Source organism: Bacillus proteolyticus, from assembly GCF_001884065.1.
Taxonomy (GTDB): domain Bacteria; phylum Bacillota; class Bacilli; order Bacillales; family Bacillaceae_G; genus Bacillus_A; species Bacillus_A proteolyticus.
Genome location: NZ_MACH01000079.1, coordinates 15,869 through 32,627, shown reverse-complemented (window position 1 = coordinate 32,627; position 16,759 = coordinate 15,869). Strand labels below are relative to the sequence as shown.

The following is a 16,759-nucleotide window of genomic DNA, read 5'->3' as shown; positions in this document are numbered from 1 at the left end:
AAATCATGAAACAAAGTTTACAAACTGCTTTTTCTTGTTCTTCTTTTCTTCTCTCCTATCCGGAACTTGGGTGGGGAGAAGCTTTAACTGAATTACAAGAAGAGATTGAAGCGATTGAAGCGATTGAACAGAAAGACGTTAAAGCAGCACTTACAGCATTTATTAAACAAGCACTAGATAAAACGAATGATCAATTAATTGATTGTTACGTATATACATTCGATTTTGGTAAAAAGACAAATATGTATCTTACTTATATGAACACCGGTGAACAAAGAGAAAGAGGGATTGAATTATTAGAGCTAAAACAGCATTATAAAAAATCTGGTTTTGAAGTAACAGATAAAGAACTACCTGATTATTTACCGCTATTACTTGAGTTTTTTGCAAATGCAGATGAACAAGATAGTGAACCGATTATGAGTAAATACAAGGAGAATATACAAGCATTGCACGTTCAGTTAAAAGAAGCAGACAGTATGTATGAACCAATTCTTGCAGCTATTCTCCTCGCTATCGATACATGGGGTGTACAGACAAATTAGAAAGGAGAGTTGTCAAAATGATGGATCAATTTTTATGGGTGTTGTTTCCCTATATCATTTTTGCAATCTTTATCGGTGGACATATTTTCAGATACAACTATGATCAATTTGGATGGACATCAAAATCTAGTGAACTATTAGAGAAGAAAATGCTCCGGGTCGGAAGTCTATTATTCCACTTTGGGATCATGTTCGTAATTGGTGGTCATATTATGGGGATTTTAATTCCAGAGTCCGTATACCGTTCAATAGGTATTTCTGAACATATGTATCATGTAGTGGCAATTAGTTTCGGACTTCCGGCAGGTGTTGCTTCTATCATCGGTTTAATTATATTAACGTATCGCCGTGTAACAGTAAAACGCATCATTGCAACGAGTACAACGGGAGATTATATTGCGCTTATTTTATTACTTATCGTTATGCTAGCAGGACTTTCTTCAACGTTTTTAAATATCGACTCAAAAGGATTTGATTATCGTACAACGATTGGCCCTTGGTTCCGAAGTCTCTTCATTTTCCAACCGAAAGTTGAATATATGATGGAAGTACCTGTTTGGTTTAAATTTCATATTATTGCAGCGATGGGTCTATTCGCAGTATGGCCATTTACTAGACTTGTCCATGTATTTAGTGCCCCAATTAAATACTTAAGCCGTAGTTATGTGATTTACAGAAGACGTATTCCTAATGAATTGAAAAAATAATACCGCTGTAAACGGATAGGAGCCAACAGCTAACATGAAACGAGGTCTAATGGAAGGCCTCGTCTTTTTATATAGGAGATAATTGTGTCTATGAAAAAAGAGTAGCATCTATATTAGATGCTACTCAATGCTACAAATAGAGGCAGAGCAATCTTCACAAGCAATTTCACATTTTAAAAATTGTAAATCGTGAATTGTAATTTTTCCTTTATGAATAGAAATTGTATCTTGCTTTTTTAATTCATTTAACATTCGATTTACACTTTCACGTGAAGTTGCACAGAAATTCGCAAGTTCTTGATTCGTTAATGGTAAATCGATGAGAATCCCATTTTCTTTTAACACACCGTAACTATTGGTCATTCGAATGAGAGTAGAATATAGGGCACCCTTTTTGCCGTGTAATACTAAATCTCGGAACTTTGTTTGCATTCTTCTTAAATGTTCACTAATCCATTTCATAAATTCAAATACAAGAGCTGGTTTTTGGAGTAATGCTTTTTCTAAGGCTTCACGCTTTATAACTCCTACTTCAACATCTTCAAGGCATTTTGAATTTAATAAATACTTCGCATTGTCAGTGAACAATGTTAATTCTCCAATAATGTCATATTCCGAACAAATACGAAGTGTTAATTCTTGCCCGTCAGCACTTAGTTTACTAATTTGTACTTTTCCTGAGTGAATGATATAGAGGTCTGTTGCTTCCATACCTTCTTGAAAAATAAAACTTCCTTTTTTTATTTGCATTTTATATTCAACAGATGCAAGTAATTCTTTTAAATCTTGAGATAATGTCATACTGTTTGCCACAGCGATCACCTTTCTTCTCATAAACAATATATTTCTTATTTTGAATGTAAGTATGGTGAAAATGCAAGAGATATTTTTGAAAATAAAGTGAAATTTCAATGACCGTAAGGATAGATGATCTTACATTTCGACAAAGATACTTGTAGTAAGGAATTATATGACTCTAAGATATTGTTTTAAGAAAAGATAAATAATAAAAAAATTCGATGTGTATAGAGAATAAGAGTGGAGATGTGAACAAAATTCGAACGAATTCGTGAAGAATTTTTGAATGGGGAAAGTAATGTGAGAAAAGTCACATTGAATATGTAGCTTCTTTTTTATAATGAAAGCAAATACAAAATATGAAACTTACTAAGGATTTGAGTAGAAAAGAAGGGATATAGATGTACGAGAAGATGAGAGATTCGTTAGAGCGGCCACTTCAAGATTTACGTATTTCAGTTATTGACCGTTGTAATTTTAGGTGCACATACTGTATGCCGGCTGAAGTGTTCGGACCAGATTACGCTTTTTTACAGGAAGAGTTTTTATTAACGTTCGATGAAATAGAAAGATTGGCGAGATTATTTATAAGTATGGGAGTTGAAAAAATTAGGCTTACTGGCGGTGAACCTTTATTGCGTAAAGATTTACCGAAGTTAATTGCAAGGCTTGCAAAGCTAGAAGGCTTAAAGGATATCGGACTCACAACAAACGGTATTCATTTAGCAAAACAAGCAAAGCTATTAAAAGAAGCTGGATTAAAACGTGTAAATATTAGTTTAGATGCGATAGAAGATCATGTCTTCCAAAAAATTAATGGACGAAACGTAAGTACAAAACCTGTCTTGAAAGGAATTGAAGCAGCAAAGGAAGCTGGATTAGAAGTAAAGGTAAATATGGTTGTAAAAAAAGGAATGAATGATAACCAAATTCTTCTTATGGCTCGTTATTTTAAAGAACAAGAAATTCAGCTCCGTTTTATCGAGTTTATGGATGTGGGGAGTACGAATGGCTGGAACTTTGGACAAGTCATTACGAAGGAACAAGTAATAGAGGAAATTAATCGTGTATATCCGCTTAAGCCTGTTACACCTCGTTACTTTGGAGAAGTTGCAAAATTATATCGATATGTAGGGAGCAACGCAGAAGTTGGATTTATTACTTCAGTCTCCGAATCTTTTTGTTCTTCTTGTACGAGGGCTCGTATTTCGGCAGACGGCAAGTTTTTTACATGCTTATTTGGAACGAAAGGAACAGACTTGCGAACGCTTCTTCAAGAGAATATTTCTGATGCCTCGCTACTAAAAATTTTAAAACATACATGGGAATTTAGAAAAGATCGGTATTCAGATGAAAGAACAGCTGAAAGTACAAAAAAACGTCCAAAAATTGAAATGTCCTACATTGGTGGATAATGAAAGGAGGATTCCGTATGCAGGAGCGTTATTCAAGGCAAGTATTATTTTCTGGAATTGGTGAAATGGGACAAAAGAAAATAAGAGAAAAGCATGTGCTTCTAATCGGTGCGGGTGCACTAGGGGCTGCAAATGCGGAAGCGCTCGTTAGGATGGGAATTGGGAAATTGACAATTGCTGACCGTGACTACGTTGAATGGAGTAATTTACAAAGGCAACAGTTATACACAGAAGAAGATGCACAGCAGTGTAAACCAAAAGCAATTGCAGCGGCAGAACATTTAAGAAGGATTAATTCTGAAGTGGAAATTGTACCAATTGTAACGGATGTCACAATGCAGGAAATGGAAGAGTTAACAAAAGAAGTGGATCTTATTTTAGATGCGACTGATAATTTCGATACGCGCCTACTTATCAATGACATTTCACAAAAAGAAAATATACCTTGGATATATGGTGGGTGCATCGGAAGTTACGGTGTAACGTATACAATTCTTCCAGGGGAAACACCATGTTTTCGCTGCCTAATGGATCATCCAATGGGCGGAGCAACGTGCGATACAGCAGGAATCATTCAACCAGCTGTACAAATGGTTGTTGCTCACCAAGTAACAGAAGCGATGAAAATATTGGTGGACGATTATAAGGCGCTAAGGGGAACAATGTTATCATTTGATATTTGGAACAATCAATATCTCTCATTAAAGGTAAATAGACAGAAGAAAAGCACATGTCCATCTTGTGGCAATGTACGCAAGTATCCAAGTTTAACATTTGACGCACAGTTGAAAACTGAAGTGTTATGCGGGCGGAATACAGTTCAAATCCGTCCAGGGATAAAGCGAGTTCTTCATTTAGAAGAAATTCAAAAGCGCTTACAAAAAAGTGTGAATGTCAAAAAAACACCATATTTACTATCGTTTCTTGTTGATGAATATCGTTTTGTTTTATTTACAGACGGTAGGGCATTTATTCATGGGACTAATGATGTGAAAATGGCAAAACGATTATACGCAAAATATATAGGGTGAATAGAAAGAGCGTTTCTCCTTATCAAAACGAGGTGAAAAAGGAATGTTAGAAAAACGTATACCGATTCCAGTGGCAGAAGCAGTTGCACGTGTAATGGAGTACGCCTATCAAGGTGAAACGGAAAAAGTTTCTCTTATAGACAGTTACGGAAGAATTCTTGGAGAAGATGTTGTTGCAGATCATGATGTTCCGCATTTTGATCGCTCTCCATACGACGGGTTTGCAATTCGAGCGGAAGATACGAAAGAAGCAAGTAGCAGTAACCCCATTAAGTTTGAAGTGATTGGTGAAATTGGAGCAGGTTATGTTTTTACAGGAGAAGTAAAGACATTTCAAGCTGTACGTATTATGACAGGAGCCGCAATTCCAGCGGGGTGTAATGCCGTTATTATGTTAGAGCTAACGGAATCGTTTGAAGAAAACGAAAAGACTTATATAAAATTAAAACGCTCTTTTGCGTCTGGTGATAACATTTCTTTTAAAGGAGAAGACGTAAAGAAAAATGCCATACTTGTGAAAAAAGGAACTTCTATTAATCCTGGAGTAGCGGCGCTCCTTGCTACGTTTGGTTATAGTTCCGTATATGTTGTAAGACAGCCAGTTATTGGAATTATAACGACGGGGAGTGAACTGCTCGAAGTACATGAACAACTGAAACCAGGGAAGATTCGAAATAGTAACTCCTATATGATAGCTGCTCAAATTGAACGAGCGGGCGGAGTTGTACAGTATTATGGACAATTCGCCGACAATTTAGAGACGTGTTATAACACTGTGAAAAAGTCGATGAAAGAAGTCGATATTTTAATTACAACTGGTGGTGTTTCAGTAGGAGACTACGATTATTTACCTGCTATTTATGAAAGGTTACAGGCTAATGTACTTTTCAATAAAATAGCGATGCGACCAGGAAGCGTGACAACTGTAGCTGAGGTAGAAGGAAAACTATTATTTGGTCTATCTGGTAACCCCTCTGCTTGTTATGTTGGTTGTGAATTATTTGTTCGACCGGTCATTGGGACATATTTGCATAGGGAAGATCCGCACGTACATCGTGTAGAAGCGATTTTACAGAAAGATTTTCCGAAAGCAAACCCATTTACTCGTTTTGTAAGAGGTAGAGTGGAAATTGTAGATGGTCAATTACAAGTTACACCAGTTGGTTTAGATAAATCTAGTGCAATTTCTTCACTTGCAGAGGCGAATGCATGTATCATCCTGCCGGGAGGAACGAGAGGATTTGAAGCGGGAGTAACTGTTTCGGTACTGTTATTAGAATTAAACGTCGGATGTGAATGGCCGTGGGAAGAACCATTTCGATCATATAAATAATAGAAAAATAGATTGGTGGCTTCTCCGTGGATTATGATTTATCCCGCTATTTGTGGGCAGTAAAACTCCCACCTCCAAATTCGGCTGGAGCAAAGAAGTTAGGTGCCCGTAAACGCCCGATTGGTGAGGGCTGATTAAAGTTTCACTTTATACAAAGATAAGAGGTGCAAGATGACACATACGTATTATGAAGTAATTGATACTCCTATTTCAATTGAAGATGTTACAAGTAAAGTAATTCGCCGTGAGTGCGGTGCGGTTACTACTTTTATTGGTACTGTCAGAGAATTTACGAAAGGACGTTGCACGCTTTATTTAGAGTATGTAGCTTATAAGACGATGGCGGAAAAACAGCTTGAGAAGATTGGGACCGAAGTAGAAGAGAAATGGCCGGGGACATATGTGGCAATTACACATCGCATTGGTACATTGCAAATTTCTGATCTTGCTGTTGTTGTCGCTGTTGCTACACCACATCGGAAAGCGGCCTATGAGGCGAATGAATATATTATGGAGCGTATAAAACAAATTGTTCCGATTTGGAAGAAAGAGTTTTGAGAAGATGGTGAGTCATGGATAGGGGATCAGTTAGGGAAAATAGCATATGTAAATGGTGAGCCTGAAAAGGAGATGAGAACATGATTGAAGTACTATTATTTGCACATTTGCAAGAAGAAGCAAGTAAGCCGGTCTTGCCAATAGAGTGTGAAAAGATTACGGTTGCTGAGCTAAAGGATGTTCTTATAAAGAAATACAACGTAGCAATTTCAAACGAGATTATGGTCGCTATAAATGAAGAATACGCAAATGAGGACGACATAGTTCAAACTGGCGATGTCGTAGCAATGATTCCGCCAGTAAGTGGTGGTTGATTCTTTTCAGCCTAATCATGTAAGGACGTGATTAGGCTGGAGGGAATGAATATTATGCATACATAGGAGGGAACAGGATGAAAAGTCCTAATTTTCAATTAAGTTTACAAACTTCCAATCTAGTTATCGGTTTTATGGTATGGGTCATTTTATCATCATTAATGCCTTATATTAAAGCAGATATTCCATTAACTGCGGGACAAATTTCTATGGTCACAGCAGTACCTGTTATTTTAGGTTCTATTCTTCGTATTCCAATTGGTTACTGGACTAATCGTTTCGGAGCAAGAAAATTATTCTTTATTAGTTTTATTCTATTATTATTTCCTGTCTTTTATATTAGTGTTGCCAATTCTATGATGGATTTAATTATTGGTGGATTATTCGTCGGAATCGGTGGGGCGGTATTCTCCGTAGGTGTAACTTCTTTACCGAAATACTTTCCGAAAGAGAGTCACGGTTTTGTAAATGGTATTTATGGTGTGGGTAACGCCGGAACAGCAATTACCTCATTCTTAGCACCTGTCATTGCAACTTCGGTTGGCTGGAGAACAACGGTACAGTGTTATTTAATTCTACTTGCAGCATTTGCACTTATGAACTTTTTATTAGGTGATCGTAAGGAAAAAAAGGTAAATACACCATTAATGGAACAAATAAAAGGTGTATACAAAAATGAAAAACTTTGGTTTTTATGTATCTTTTACTTTTTAACATTTGGATCATTTGTTGCATTCACAGTATATTTACCAAACTTTTTAGTATCTCACTTTGGATTAGAAAAAGTAGATGCAGGTATGCGTACAGCTGGATTCATCGTATTAGCAACAATGATGCGCCCAATTGGTGGTTGGCTCGGTGATAAATTTAATCCATTTAAAATATTAATCTTTGTATTTATCGGTTTAACACTATCGGGTATTGTTTTATCATTTATGCCTAGTATGAACGTGTATACGTTTGGTTGCCTACTAGTTGCATTCTGTGCAGGTATTGGAAATGGTACAATCTTTAAACTCGTTCCAATGTACTTCTCTGAACAAGCTGGGATTGTAAATGGATTAGTTTCAGCTTTAGGCGGACTAGGAGGGTTCTTCCCACCATTAATTTTAACATTACTATTCCAACTGACAGGTCATTATGCAATTGGATTTATGGCGTTATCAGAAGTCGCACTTGCTTGTTTAATCATTACAGTGTGGATGTATAGCCAAGAGAAGCTGTTAGTGATGTTAAAGAATAATTAATAGAGAAAAAGGATGCCTCTACTAGGCATCCTTTTTCTACTTAAATAAAAAAGAATGAATTGTCTTATGAATAACAAGGCTCTTTTCGTAAATAATGTTGCTTTATTACTTAAGAATTTTATCCTTATTGATTTTATGAAAATTTTACGCATAATTGTAACTAAGGGAGATGATTCCAAGTTGAGTAAACAGAATATCAGCACAACAGTTTCAGGAGATTTAATTGTTACCCATCTAATTGGCAAGATAAAAACAGATGATGTTTATGAATGGTTTAATGGCTTTGAGCAAGTTTGTCAGCAGTTCATCTCCGAGGGTCGGAAATACAAATTGTTGGTGAATAGAAAAGGATACACGCCAAATCATTTTTCTGTTCAAAAAGCATGGAAAGATAAGTTCTTCAATGAAACCATTTTGAATCACAGTAAGGCAATTGCGTTTCTCCTTGAAGAAGGGGAGATAATGAATTATTTACAACAATCCAATACAAAAGAATCTGTAAAATTTTTTGATGATTATGAACAAGCAATAATATGGTTGAATGAATATCAAATATAAAACCTTTATTGAACCCAATGATCTCAAGCAACTGTTTTTTTGCTCGTAATGTTGCAGTTGTCATAAAATTCACTTGCTTACAAGTTTTCAATACTATTATTTTTCTTAACAGATTCTTGTCTAATCGCCTGGGCGATTCTGAAAAATGAAACCAAAACAAAAAGAACAAACGTCTCTAAAAACGTTTGTCCAAAGTAAATTCATATGTTAGCTAAGAGATAGATTACGATTTATGTTTACGGGAAAGCTTTTTTATAAGTTTAGGAAGTATAGATGTTAGTTCCTGCTTCATACGCTTTGTAAACGATGGATCTTTACCTGAAGTTGAAATAGTGACAACATATTCATCATTTCGGATGACACCAGGTGTGTGAAATGATGATTCTGTACCATCACTTACAACGTTAACCCATTGGAAATCATGGGTGGCCTGTTTGACCATCATATTTACAGCATGATGATTAGTAGCTGCATAAATAAGATGAGCATCTTTAATATCATCATTCGTAAAAGCTTTTTGCTTCCAAGTAATATGTGGAAGTTCTTTCATTTCCTCGCAAATCTCTGGGCTGACAACAGTGACAAAAGCGCCTGTATTCTTTAATCCAGACGCTTTCCGATATGCAATTTTACCTCCGCCAATTATAACGACCACTTTTTTATTTAGATTAAACATAAGAGGGTACATGCTGTACATACACACATTCCTCCATTCGTTCTAATAATGCCAACTTCATGTATGTATCAAATTGAAGACAATTGCAAGTCGTAACGTGATCATATTTTTTTGTATGTAATTTAATTTTCTGAAGCAACAATCCGGTAAAGAGAAGGTACGGCATAACATATACACTGGAAGCAGCCGATGTTATATTTTTGAGCTCAGTAGTAAAAGAGGGCGTTCCTTTTGTTAAAAAGGAACAACATACTGGCATACCGAGTTTCCGTTCGACAGCTGCTCCGATTTGTTGTAACTCATATATAGGCTGAGGGTCACTGCTACCTCGTCCTACGAGTAAAACTCTACTATCTTGCATTGGCATCGTTTCACGTATTCTTTTCACTACAAGTTCAACCATATGTGGATGCGTACTAAAAGGTGGTGCAACTGAAAATGTTATGTTTGGATATTTCATTTGCATTTGCTCTATCTCAAAAGGGATATCACGTTTATAGTGAGCTGCCGCAAATAATAAAACAGGTACAATCATTATTTCAGTTGCTCCTTCTAGTATTGTTTCTGTAACAGCATCTGAAATGGTAGGTGTTGTTAGTTCAAGAAAAGCAATTTTTTGAATCCGTTCGTTACGTTCTTTCATAACAGATTGAATAAAGTGAATGAATTGTTCATTACCTTCTTGTAGTCGGCTCCCATGTCCAACATATACGATTCCTTTCATTGTCTCACCATGTCCTTCTTCATAAGAGTTTCTTGTAATTGATGATCTACGTTATGAAACCCGACTTTATTTGCATAGTGTAAAGTTGGAACATCGGTATACGAGAATGGGAGAGTAAGGATATCGATAAAGCCAAGGCGTTTTATTTCTGCTAGAAACGTATCAATAGAAGCACGTCCTTCAAATACAATGCTATCCCATGAGAATTCAGAAAGCATACGGGAATGAATTTCATCGAAGCGGTGATCAATTGTATATTCATGAGTCATCATATAAGAACCAGCACCAATTTTTTCTTGAATGAAAGCAATGCGATTAATATTTCGGCCTAAATAAACAGTTGTATCGGAAGAGAACGTTGCTTGTTGGCTTAATAGTCCATATTGCATCAGTTTTTCTTGAGTGGTACCATTCATATGCTGCAGTTCTGCCTGTAAGGAACGAATATCTTTATGATATTTACTACATGATCGCATTAAGATTTCTACACTTTCAGCTGAACAAAATACAAGACGATCAACGCTAAAAATCTCATTGATTTGTTCAGAGGTTAATGTGTATTCTTCCTTTTTGAAAGTTGGAATTTGATATATTTCTGCACCGTATTCTTGTAACATTTGTTTTATTGTACTTTCTTTATTTGTAGCAGCTGAAAATAATACTTTTTTACCGTGCAATGGTTTACGTTCTTTCCAAGCGATTTGCTTCCGCAAAGTAACGACATCACCAACAATCGTCATGGAAGGATTAGAAATATTTTCGTTTTTGACGATAGGAACGATGGTTGAAAGTGTCCCTGTGACAACGCGCTGTTTGCCAGTTGTCCCCCATTCAATGACTGCTACTGGCGTATCTTCTTTCTTTCCGGATTGTAGTAAGCTTTCACAAATTGTAGGTAAGTTTTTTATACCCATGTAGTAGGCGATTGTGTCACTATTGTGGGATGAATTATATTTTCCATGATCGGTTAAAGGACCTTTTGCATGTCCAGTTAGTAAAGTGACGCTATTACTGTAGTCACGGTGGGTGAGGGGGATGCCTGCATAGCTACTAGCGGCGATGCTGGATGTAATACCTGGTACAATTTCATATGGAATGTTCGCAGATGCTAAAGTTTCTGCTTCTTCACCAACACGGCCAAAAATAGATGGATCCCCGCCTTTTAAGCGGACAACGATTTTCCCTTCTTTCGCAAATTGAAGGAGGTGTGCGTTAATCATTTCTTGTCGCATAGTATGATTTTTGGGCATTTTGCCGCAATAAATAAGTTCGCATGTTCCTTTCGTATAACTAAGAAAGGCAGGATTTAATAAGCGGTCATATAAGACAATATCTGCACGCTTTAAGCAATCTATCGCTTTTTTTGTAATAAGCCCTTCATCACCTGGTCCTGCACCAACTAAATATACATATCCGTTCATATTCGCACCTCATCTATTTTTATGTAAAGGAAGCCAAGGGAGGCTTCCTTTTGTAAATTACATGTATATATAAATATCTCCATCAATAACTTCTACTTCGTACGTTTGAATACAACCGTCATCAGGTTTTTGAACTTCACCTGTTAGTAATGAAATTTTCCAATCATGTAGTGGGCAAAAGACGAATTCCCCAGATACAATTCCTTCTGCTAATGGACCGTTTTTATGAGGACAACGATTTTCTACAGCTCGAACATCGCCATTTGAGAGACGAAATAAGGCGATAGACATACCCTTCATTTGCACCTCTTTACCAATTTGAATAGGAAGGTCTTCTGCACGCATAATTTTTATTTTTTCTTTCGTTTGTAACATATAGTGCACGCTCCTTATTTTACAGTTTCTACTTCATACATTGCTTTTAATGACTTCGATCCTAGCGCTTGTCCCCATGCTTCTGTATATGTGCTACGAGCTGTTTGGAAACGCTCATTTAACATCGTGATCATGTTTGTATCTTGTAGTATTTCTTTTATATGATCGGAGCCTAATCGTTCTGTCCAGTAGGCAGTGCGTTCTCCGTAAATACCAGTTTCACGATAATATTGCATGTAAGCTGTAGCGATGCGAAGAACATCATCTTCAGTAGGGACAATCATTACAAAATCAGCTTCACGTACTTCCGTACCACCATTTCCGCCGATATAAAGTTGATATCCATTTTCGACACAAACAACGCCAAAATCTTTCGTAAGTACTTCAGCACAGTTACGTGGACAACCCGTTACACCCATTTTCATTTTATGAGGTGTATCTACCATTTCTAATGATTGTTCAAGTAGCATACCAAGTCCTAATGAATCTTTCGTACCGAAACGACAGAAACGAGAACCAACACACGATTTTACATTACGAAGGGATTTTGAATACGCATATCCAGAAGTCATATTTAAGTCAGCCCAAACGTTAGGTAAATCTTGTTTCATAACACCATATAAACCGATTCGACTTGCGCCTGTAATTTTTACAAGGGGAACATCATACTTTTTCGCAACTTCAGCAATTTTCATTAAATCATCTGCGGTTGTAACGCCTCCGTACATACGTGGAATAACAGAAAATGTACCATCATGCTGGATGTTACCATTCATTCTTTCATTAACGTAACGGGATGATTTATCATCTGCATATTCTTCTGGAATCGCCATACGTAAATAGTAATTTAAAGCAGGACGACATTTCGAACATCCGTCTTCATGTGCAAAACCAAGAACATTTCGTACTTCTTTTGGGGATTTTAAACCTTTCTCATGAATCGCCGTTACGACTTCATCACGTGATAAAGTTGTACATCCACACATACCGGCAGATTGTGCAGTTGCATCAAATGCATCTCCAAGTGTATGAGATAAAATTTGTTCAACAAGCGGACGACATTTACCACAAGACCCTGCGGCTTTTGTGCATCCTTTTACTTCTTCAAAAGTAGTTAACTCTTGTTCTAAAATGGCATGTACGATTGTGCCTTTCGTAACGCCATTACATCCACAAACAGTGTCATCGGCACTCATAGTAGCAACGTTAAGTTCACTTTCTTCACCAGCTTTGTGAAGAAGGGAAGCTGCTGTATATTCTTGTATATCTTCTTCTGTCTTTAACATACTGAAGAGGCGTGTACCATCAGCAGTATCACCGTATAAAACGATACCAACGACTTTATTGTCGCAAATTAATACTTTTTTATAGGAACGTTTACATTCATCAAAGATTGATATTGCTTTCGTTTGATCATCTTCATAAATTTGGCCAGCAGAGAATAAATCACAACCTGCAACTTTTAATTGCGTACCGACGATGCTGCCTGTATATCCATCAGTTTGTAAATTCGTTATATGTTTTGCTAATATTGCACCTTGTTCATATAAAGGAGCAACAAGGCCATAGGCGATACCGTCATGTTCCGCACATTCTCCAACTGCATAAATAGATTCATCATTTGTTTGCATAAAGTCATTGACTACAATACCGCGATTTACAATTAAACTAGCATCTTTTGCTATTTGAGTATTCGGGCGTATGCCGACAGCCATTACAATTAAATCACAATCTACAACTTCACCATCTTCAAATTGAATGCCCTCAACGTGGTCTGTACCAAGAATTTTTACCGTTTTCTTTTCCATGAGAAATTTCATGCCTTGTGCTTCTAAATCTTCACGAAGGAGAGAAGCCGCTTTGGTATCTAGTTGTTGCTCCATTAAGCTCGGCATTAAATGAACGACATGTACGTCCATTCCTAAGTCAATGAGGCCTCTTGCGGCTTCTAAACCAAGTAATCCACCACCGATGACAACGGCTTTTTTCTTATCTTTAGCAGTATTTATCATAAATTGTGTATCTTCAATTGTTCGAAATCCTGTCACACCAGGAAGGGTAGAACCTTCAACAGGCAAAATAAAAGCACTAGAACCTGTTGCGATAATGAGTTTGTCGTATGTAAGAGTACGATTCTTTTCTGTAATAATGATTTTTTCTTCTCGGTTAATACTTTGAACGCTTTCGTTTGTATATAAAGTTATTTCATTATTCTCATACCAACTATATTCATTTATAATGATATCTTGCATACTTGTTTTGCCTTGTAGAACATGAGAGAGCATAATGCGATTGTAATTTGGATGTGGTTCATCTCCAAAAATATTAATCTCATATGAATCACTATCATGTTTTAATATTTCTTCCATACAGCGTATTCCAGCCATACCATTTCCGATCATAACTAAACGTTTTTTCATATTCATTTCCCCTTTTATGTGAAATTCTGAACAAAGTATTATATTCTCATTATAGAAAATCAAAAAAGGGGAAGATGTGATATTTATCACACTTTTATAATGATTCACAAATTGTTAAAATTCGGATTTATGTGAAGGGAGAAGCGAAAGAGAATTTGGTGATATGGGTAGAGGGGGAGGGGAAGTATAAATATTTTTCACACAATGAAAAAGCAGGACATGAGCATTTATACTCATGTCCTGCACTTTATTTATGCTTTTGTAATTGCACGCGGAAATAAAATATTATTTTCTAAATGAATATGCTCAAATAAATCAGATTCAATGGCTTCAAGGCGCTGGTAAACAAGGCGATAAGTGCCACAAGCCCCTTCTGGTGGAGTAAAGTCATTTGTCACCTTACGAAGTTCTTTAATAATATTGCCAGCGTGGTTATGTTCATTCTCCAACTCATCTACTACTTTACGTAACTTTGCATAGTTTTCATCAGTTGGATTTTGTTCGAATTCTAAAATTAATGGGAAATCTTCCGTTTCTTCTTTAATTAAATGTTGTTCTAATTCCATTTTAAGTTCATGAAATAGCTTATGAATTTGAGCTAAATGAGGCTGATTCGCTCCATGAACGCGTAATACTTTCGTTACATACGGGCTTAACTGCGGCAACTCCTCATTTAAATAGCGATGATGCTTATTAATTACATAATCAATCAATTCGAGATAAGAAGCATTTTTCCAATCAATTTCAGATTCGTTTAATAGTTTCGTATTATGATAAAGTGTATTTAACTCTGTAATTACTTCAGAAGCTGATAAATTTCTTTCATTAATTGCATCAATCAGTGGTCTATTACCACCACAGCAAAAATCTATTCTATATGACTTAAAAAGGTCGCTAGCTTTCGGGAATTGCGTAACAATCTCACCAACAATTGAAGTTTCAGTAAATGTATGTTCCATATGAATGCCTCCATAAAGTTTAAATGTAATATCTAAATTAAGAATAGCGATAAGTGAAAAATAATGTGGTGATTGAAATCACTTATAATGTGTCAGTTTTGAGAATTCTAAAATGAGTTTTATAAAAGTGAGAGGGAGGGTAATTGGTCGCAATAGTTTCTGATAATAAAAAAAGAAGCTTACTAGAAGCTTCTTTTTTTATTACTATTTTTCACATGCAACTCCATCGCCATCACGATCAAGTTTAGAGCTATAACCTGGTTGATCTCTATATAATGGAGCTTTTCCAGCATTCTTAACTTCAGTACAATTTTTGTAAATTACATTACTATTGTTACTTGTAGCTGGTTTTGTTTGAGCTTGCTGTGCTTTTTGTTGTTCCTGTTGTACGCGAGCTTGTTCAGCAGCTTGACGTTGTTGCTCTTCTTGTTGTTTGCGGGCTTGCTCAGCGGCTTGACGTTGTTGCTCTTCTTGTTGTTTACGAGCTTGCTCAGCAGCTTGGCGTTGTTGTTCTTCTTGTTGTTTACGGGCCTGTTCTTCAGCTTGACGCTGTTGCTCTTCTTGTTGTTTACGAGCTTGTTCTTCAGCTTGGCGTTTCTCATCCTCTTGCTTACGAGCTAGTTCCTCAGCTTGACGTTTCTCATCTTCTTGCTTACGAGCTAGTTCCTCAGCTTGACGTTTCTCATCTTCTTGCTTACGAGTTTTTTCGTCCGCTTCTTTCTTTTCTAATTCCTTTTTCTTTTCGGCATCTTTTTTCTCTTCACTATTAGAAGCAACTTGTTTATTCGTTGCTGTCGTTTTTTCAGAAGAAGGACCTGAAATACCTAATAGCGCAACAAAAATGACAAATAAAATAGCTGTAATAATAAATTGTTTTTTTGCTACACCGGTTTTCTTAATTACAGATAAGATTGCTAGAACAAGGAAGAAAATAAATAAAACAAAGCTTAAAATAGAAAAGAATTCAACAATTGGGTGATTAGAAGTCTCTGCGCCAGTTATTATTAAGACGATTGAAATCATAAAAAGAATAACGGTAGAACGACCATATTGTTTTACTTTACCATTTTTCTTAAAGAACGAGATGATGCAAAGAATTAAAAGGATAAAAGCAATAAAAAATAAAGCCGCACCAATATTACTCAATACTGTCATTTGAATACCTCCATTTGTAAGATTTTCTCTATTGATTATATAAAAATCTATTGGGAATTACAGGGTTTTTAATAAAATAAAAAGATTTATATTATTTTTAATAGATAGATAAACAATTATTTTATATATAAAGAAAAATGGATTTGATTACTATTACTTTTTGAAAAAAATTTCATAGATTATAGTATCTCATTTGAAAGGAGGAGATTTGAATGGAATTTCAATTATTAGTGAATTGCGTGTTACAAGAAGGGAATGCTTACTTTTTAGTAACAAAAGTAGATGATGTTATTACGTTGAAAGTGCCAATTACAGCAGGAGTAGCAGGTTTATTTTTAGCTTTAGGTGTACCAAGATGTTCTTAATTTAGATTTTTATAGTAAAAGGATGAGGGACAAGCCTTACCTTTTACTATTACATAATTTTTTTATGTAAACTAAATGAGTGTTTTCAGTTTTTTAATATTATTTTTGCAATAGCACGTTTAAAACAGACATGCATATACTATAATGTTTCATTGGCC

General features: G+C 36.0%; 17 protein-coding genes and 1 pseudogene. 10 read left to right on the top strand and 8 right to left on the bottom strand.

From position 1 onward, the window contains the following. Positions 1–5 precede the first annotated feature (5 nt). Together narJ and narI are read left to right on the top strand one after the other, a co-directional pair. The gene (gene narJ / locus BAQ49_RS11640) at positions 6–545 is read left to right on the top strand and encodes a nitrate reductase molybdenum cofactor assembly chaperone (protein WP_071745441.1); all 540 of its coding nucleotides are present in this window, start codon (positions 6–8) and stop codon (positions 543–545) included. A gap of 17 nt (positions 546–562) precedes the next feature. Then, on the top strand, positions 563–1,252 hold the full coding sequence (gene narI / locus BAQ49_RS11635) for a respiratory nitrate reductase subunit gamma (protein WP_071745440.1): 690 nt from the start codon (positions 563–565) through the stop codon (positions 1,250–1,252). 120 nt (positions 1,253–1,372) lie between these two features. On the opposite strand, the gene BAQ49_RS11630 is transcribed toward narI, so the two are convergent. Beyond that, entirely contained in the window at positions 1,373–2,065 is a 693-nt protein-coding gene (locus tag BAQ49_RS11630; RefSeq protein WP_071745439.1) for a Crp/Fnr family transcriptional regulator, read from the bottom strand. Positions 2,066–2,451: 386 nt separating this feature from the next. On the opposite strand from BAQ49_RS11630, the gene moaA reads away from it, so the two are divergent. The 7 genes and pseudogenes from moaA (at position 2,452) to BAQ49_RS11595 (ending at position 8,506) form a co-directional block, all read left to right on the top strand. Continuing rightward, complete coding sequence (moaA, locus tag BAQ49_RS11625) at positions 2,452–3,465, top strand: GTP 3',8-cyclase MoaA (protein ID WP_071745438.1); 1,014 nt, start codon at positions 2,452–2,454, stop codon at positions 3,463–3,465. Between the two features lie 17 nt (positions 3,466–3,482). Further along, the gene (locus BAQ49_RS11620) at positions 3,483–4,496 is read left to right on the top strand and encodes a molybdopterin-synthase adenylyltransferase MoeB (protein ID WP_071745437.1); all 1,014 of its coding nucleotides are present in this window, start codon (positions 3,483–3,485) and stop codon (positions 4,494–4,496) included. A 43-nt stretch (positions 4,497–4,539) separates the two neighbouring features. Further along, on the top strand, positions 4,540–5,829 hold the full coding sequence (locus tag BAQ49_RS11615; protein ID WP_071745436.1) for a molybdopterin molybdotransferase MoeA: 1,290 nt from the start codon (positions 4,540–4,542) through the stop codon (positions 5,827–5,829). A 171-nt stretch (positions 5,830–6,000) separates the two neighbouring features. Then, positions 6,001–6,471 (top strand): annotated as a pseudogene (locus BAQ49_RS11610) (molybdenum cofactor biosynthesis protein MoaE). Next, positions 6,468–6,701, top strand: coding sequence for a molybdopterin converting factor subunit 1 (gene moaD / locus BAQ49_RS11605; RefSeq protein WP_071745434.1), 234 nt, complete (start codon positions 6,468–6,470; stop codon positions 6,699–6,701). Before BAQ49_RS11610 ends, moaD begins: the two are co-directional and overlap by 4 nt. A gap of 77 nt (positions 6,702–6,778) precedes the next feature. After that, positions 6,779–7,948, top strand: a complete 1,170-nt coding sequence (gene narK, locus BAQ49_RS11600) for a nitrate transporter NarK (protein WP_071745433.1) — start codon at positions 6,779–6,781, stop codon at positions 7,946–7,948. Positions 7,949–8,014: 66 nt separating this feature from the next. After that, positions 8,015–8,506, top strand: a complete 492-nt coding sequence (locus BAQ49_RS11595; protein ID WP_116733450.1) for a SpoIIAA family protein — start codon at positions 8,015–8,017, stop codon at positions 8,504–8,506. A 223-nt stretch (positions 8,507–8,729) separates the two neighbouring features. Here the strand turns inward: BAQ49_RS11595 and BAQ49_RS11590 are convergent, their stop codons facing one another. From BAQ49_RS11590 to BAQ49_RS11560, 7 genes are all read right to left on the bottom strand, one after another. Next, entirely contained in the window at positions 8,730–9,203 is a 474-nt protein-coding gene (locus BAQ49_RS11590; RefSeq protein WP_071745431.1) for a precorrin-2 dehydrogenase, read from the bottom strand. Beyond that, positions 9,175–9,906, bottom strand: a complete 732-nt coding sequence (locus BAQ49_RS11585; protein WP_071745430.1) for a sirohydrochlorin chelatase — start codon at positions 9,904–9,906, stop codon at positions 9,175–9,177. Before BAQ49_RS11585 ends, BAQ49_RS11590 begins: the two co-directional genes overlap by 29 nt. Beyond that, positions 9,903–11,327, bottom strand: a complete 1,425-nt coding sequence (locus BAQ49_RS11580) for a uroporphyrin-III C-methyltransferase (protein ID WP_071745429.1) — start codon at positions 11,325–11,327, stop codon at positions 9,903–9,905. Before BAQ49_RS11580 ends, BAQ49_RS11585 begins: the two co-directional genes overlap by 4 nt. A gap of 57 nt (positions 11,328–11,384) precedes the next feature. Beyond that, positions 11,385–11,702 (bottom strand): nitrite reductase small subunit NirD, encoded by a 318-nt coding sequence (gene nirD / locus BAQ49_RS11575; RefSeq protein WP_071745428.1) that lies wholly within the window; start codon positions 11,700–11,702, stop codon positions 11,385–11,387. Positions 11,703–11,716: 14 nt separating this feature from the next. Beyond that, a complete protein-coding gene (gene nirB / locus BAQ49_RS11570) occupies positions 11,717–14,122 on the bottom strand; it encodes an NADPH-nitrite reductase large subunit (protein WP_071745427.1) in 2,406 nt (801 codons plus the stop codon). 251 nt (positions 14,123–14,373) lie between these two features. Next, entirely contained in the window at positions 14,374–15,081 is a 708-nt protein-coding gene (gene ric, locus BAQ49_RS11565) for an iron-sulfur cluster repair di-iron protein (protein WP_071745426.1), read from the bottom strand. A 204-nt stretch (positions 15,082–15,285) separates the two neighbouring features. Then, positions 15,286–16,236, bottom strand: coding sequence for an excalibur calcium-binding domain-containing protein (locus BAQ49_RS11560; protein ID WP_071745425.1), 951 nt, complete (start codon positions 16,234–16,236; stop codon positions 15,286–15,288). Between the two features lie 212 nt (positions 16,237–16,448). Between BAQ49_RS11560 and exsG the strand changes: the two genes are divergently transcribed. Then, positions 16,449–16,601, top strand: a complete 153-nt coding sequence (exsG, locus tag BAQ49_RS11555) for an exosporium protein ExsG (RefSeq protein WP_000395676.1) — start codon at positions 16,449–16,451, stop codon at positions 16,599–16,601. Positions 16,602–16,759 lie beyond the last annotated feature (158 nt).

Coding starts and splice junctions, on each gene's coding strand:
- BAQ49_RS11585 (WP_071745430.1), bottom strand. CDS start 9,906: ATGAAAGGAATCGTATATGTTGGACATGGGAGCCGACTACAAGAAGGT.
- BAQ49_RS11560 (WP_071745425.1), bottom strand. CDS start 16,236: ATGACAGTATTGAGTAATATTGGTGCGGCTTTATTTTTTATTGCTTTT.
- BAQ49_RS11615 (WP_071745436.1), top strand. CDS start 4,540: ATGTTAGAAAAACGTATACCGATTCCAGTGGCAGAAGCAGTTGCACGT.
- BAQ49_RS11580 (WP_071745429.1), bottom strand. CDS start 11,327: ATGAACGGATATGTATATTTAGTTGGTGCAGGACCAGGTGATGAAGGG.
- nirB (WP_071745427.1), bottom strand. CDS start 14,122: ATGAAAAAACGTTTAGTTATGATCGGAAATGGTATGGCTGGAATACGC.
- ric (WP_071745426.1), bottom strand. CDS start 15,081: ATGGAACATACATTTACTGAAACTTCAATTGTTGGTGAGATTGTTACG.
- BAQ49_RS11620 (WP_071745437.1), top strand. CDS start 3,483: ATGCAGGAGCGTTATTCAAGGCAAGTATTATTTTCTGGAATTGGTGAA.
- nirD (WP_071745428.1), bottom strand. CDS start 11,702: ATGTTACAAACGAAAGAAAAAATAAAAATTATGCGTGCAGAAGACCTT.
- moaA (WP_071745438.1), top strand. CDS start 2,452: ATGTACGAGAAGATGAGAGATTCGTTAGAGCGGCCACTTCAAGATTTA.
- narI (WP_071745440.1), top strand. CDS start 563: ATGATGGATCAATTTTTATGGGTGTTGTTTCCCTATATCATTTTTGCA.
- narJ (WP_071745441.1), top strand. CDS start 6: ATGAAACAAAGTTTACAAACTGCTTTTTCTTGTTCTTCTTTTCTTCTC.
- moaD (WP_071745434.1), top strand. CDS start 6,468: ATGATTGAAGTACTATTATTTGCACATTTGCAAGAAGAAGCAAGTAAG.
- BAQ49_RS11590 (WP_071745431.1), bottom strand. CDS start 9,203: ATGTACAGCATGTACCCTCTTATGTTTAATCTAAATAAAAAAGTGGTC.
- BAQ49_RS11595 (WP_116733450.1), top strand. CDS start 8,015: ATGAATAACAAGGCTCTTTTCGTAAATAATGTTGCTTTATTACTTAAG.
- exsG (WP_000395676.1), top strand. CDS start 16,449: ATGGAATTTCAATTATTAGTGAATTGCGTGTTACAAGAAGGGAATGCT.
- narK (WP_071745433.1), top strand. CDS start 6,779: ATGAAAAGTCCTAATTTTCAATTAAGTTTACAAACTTCCAATCTAGTT.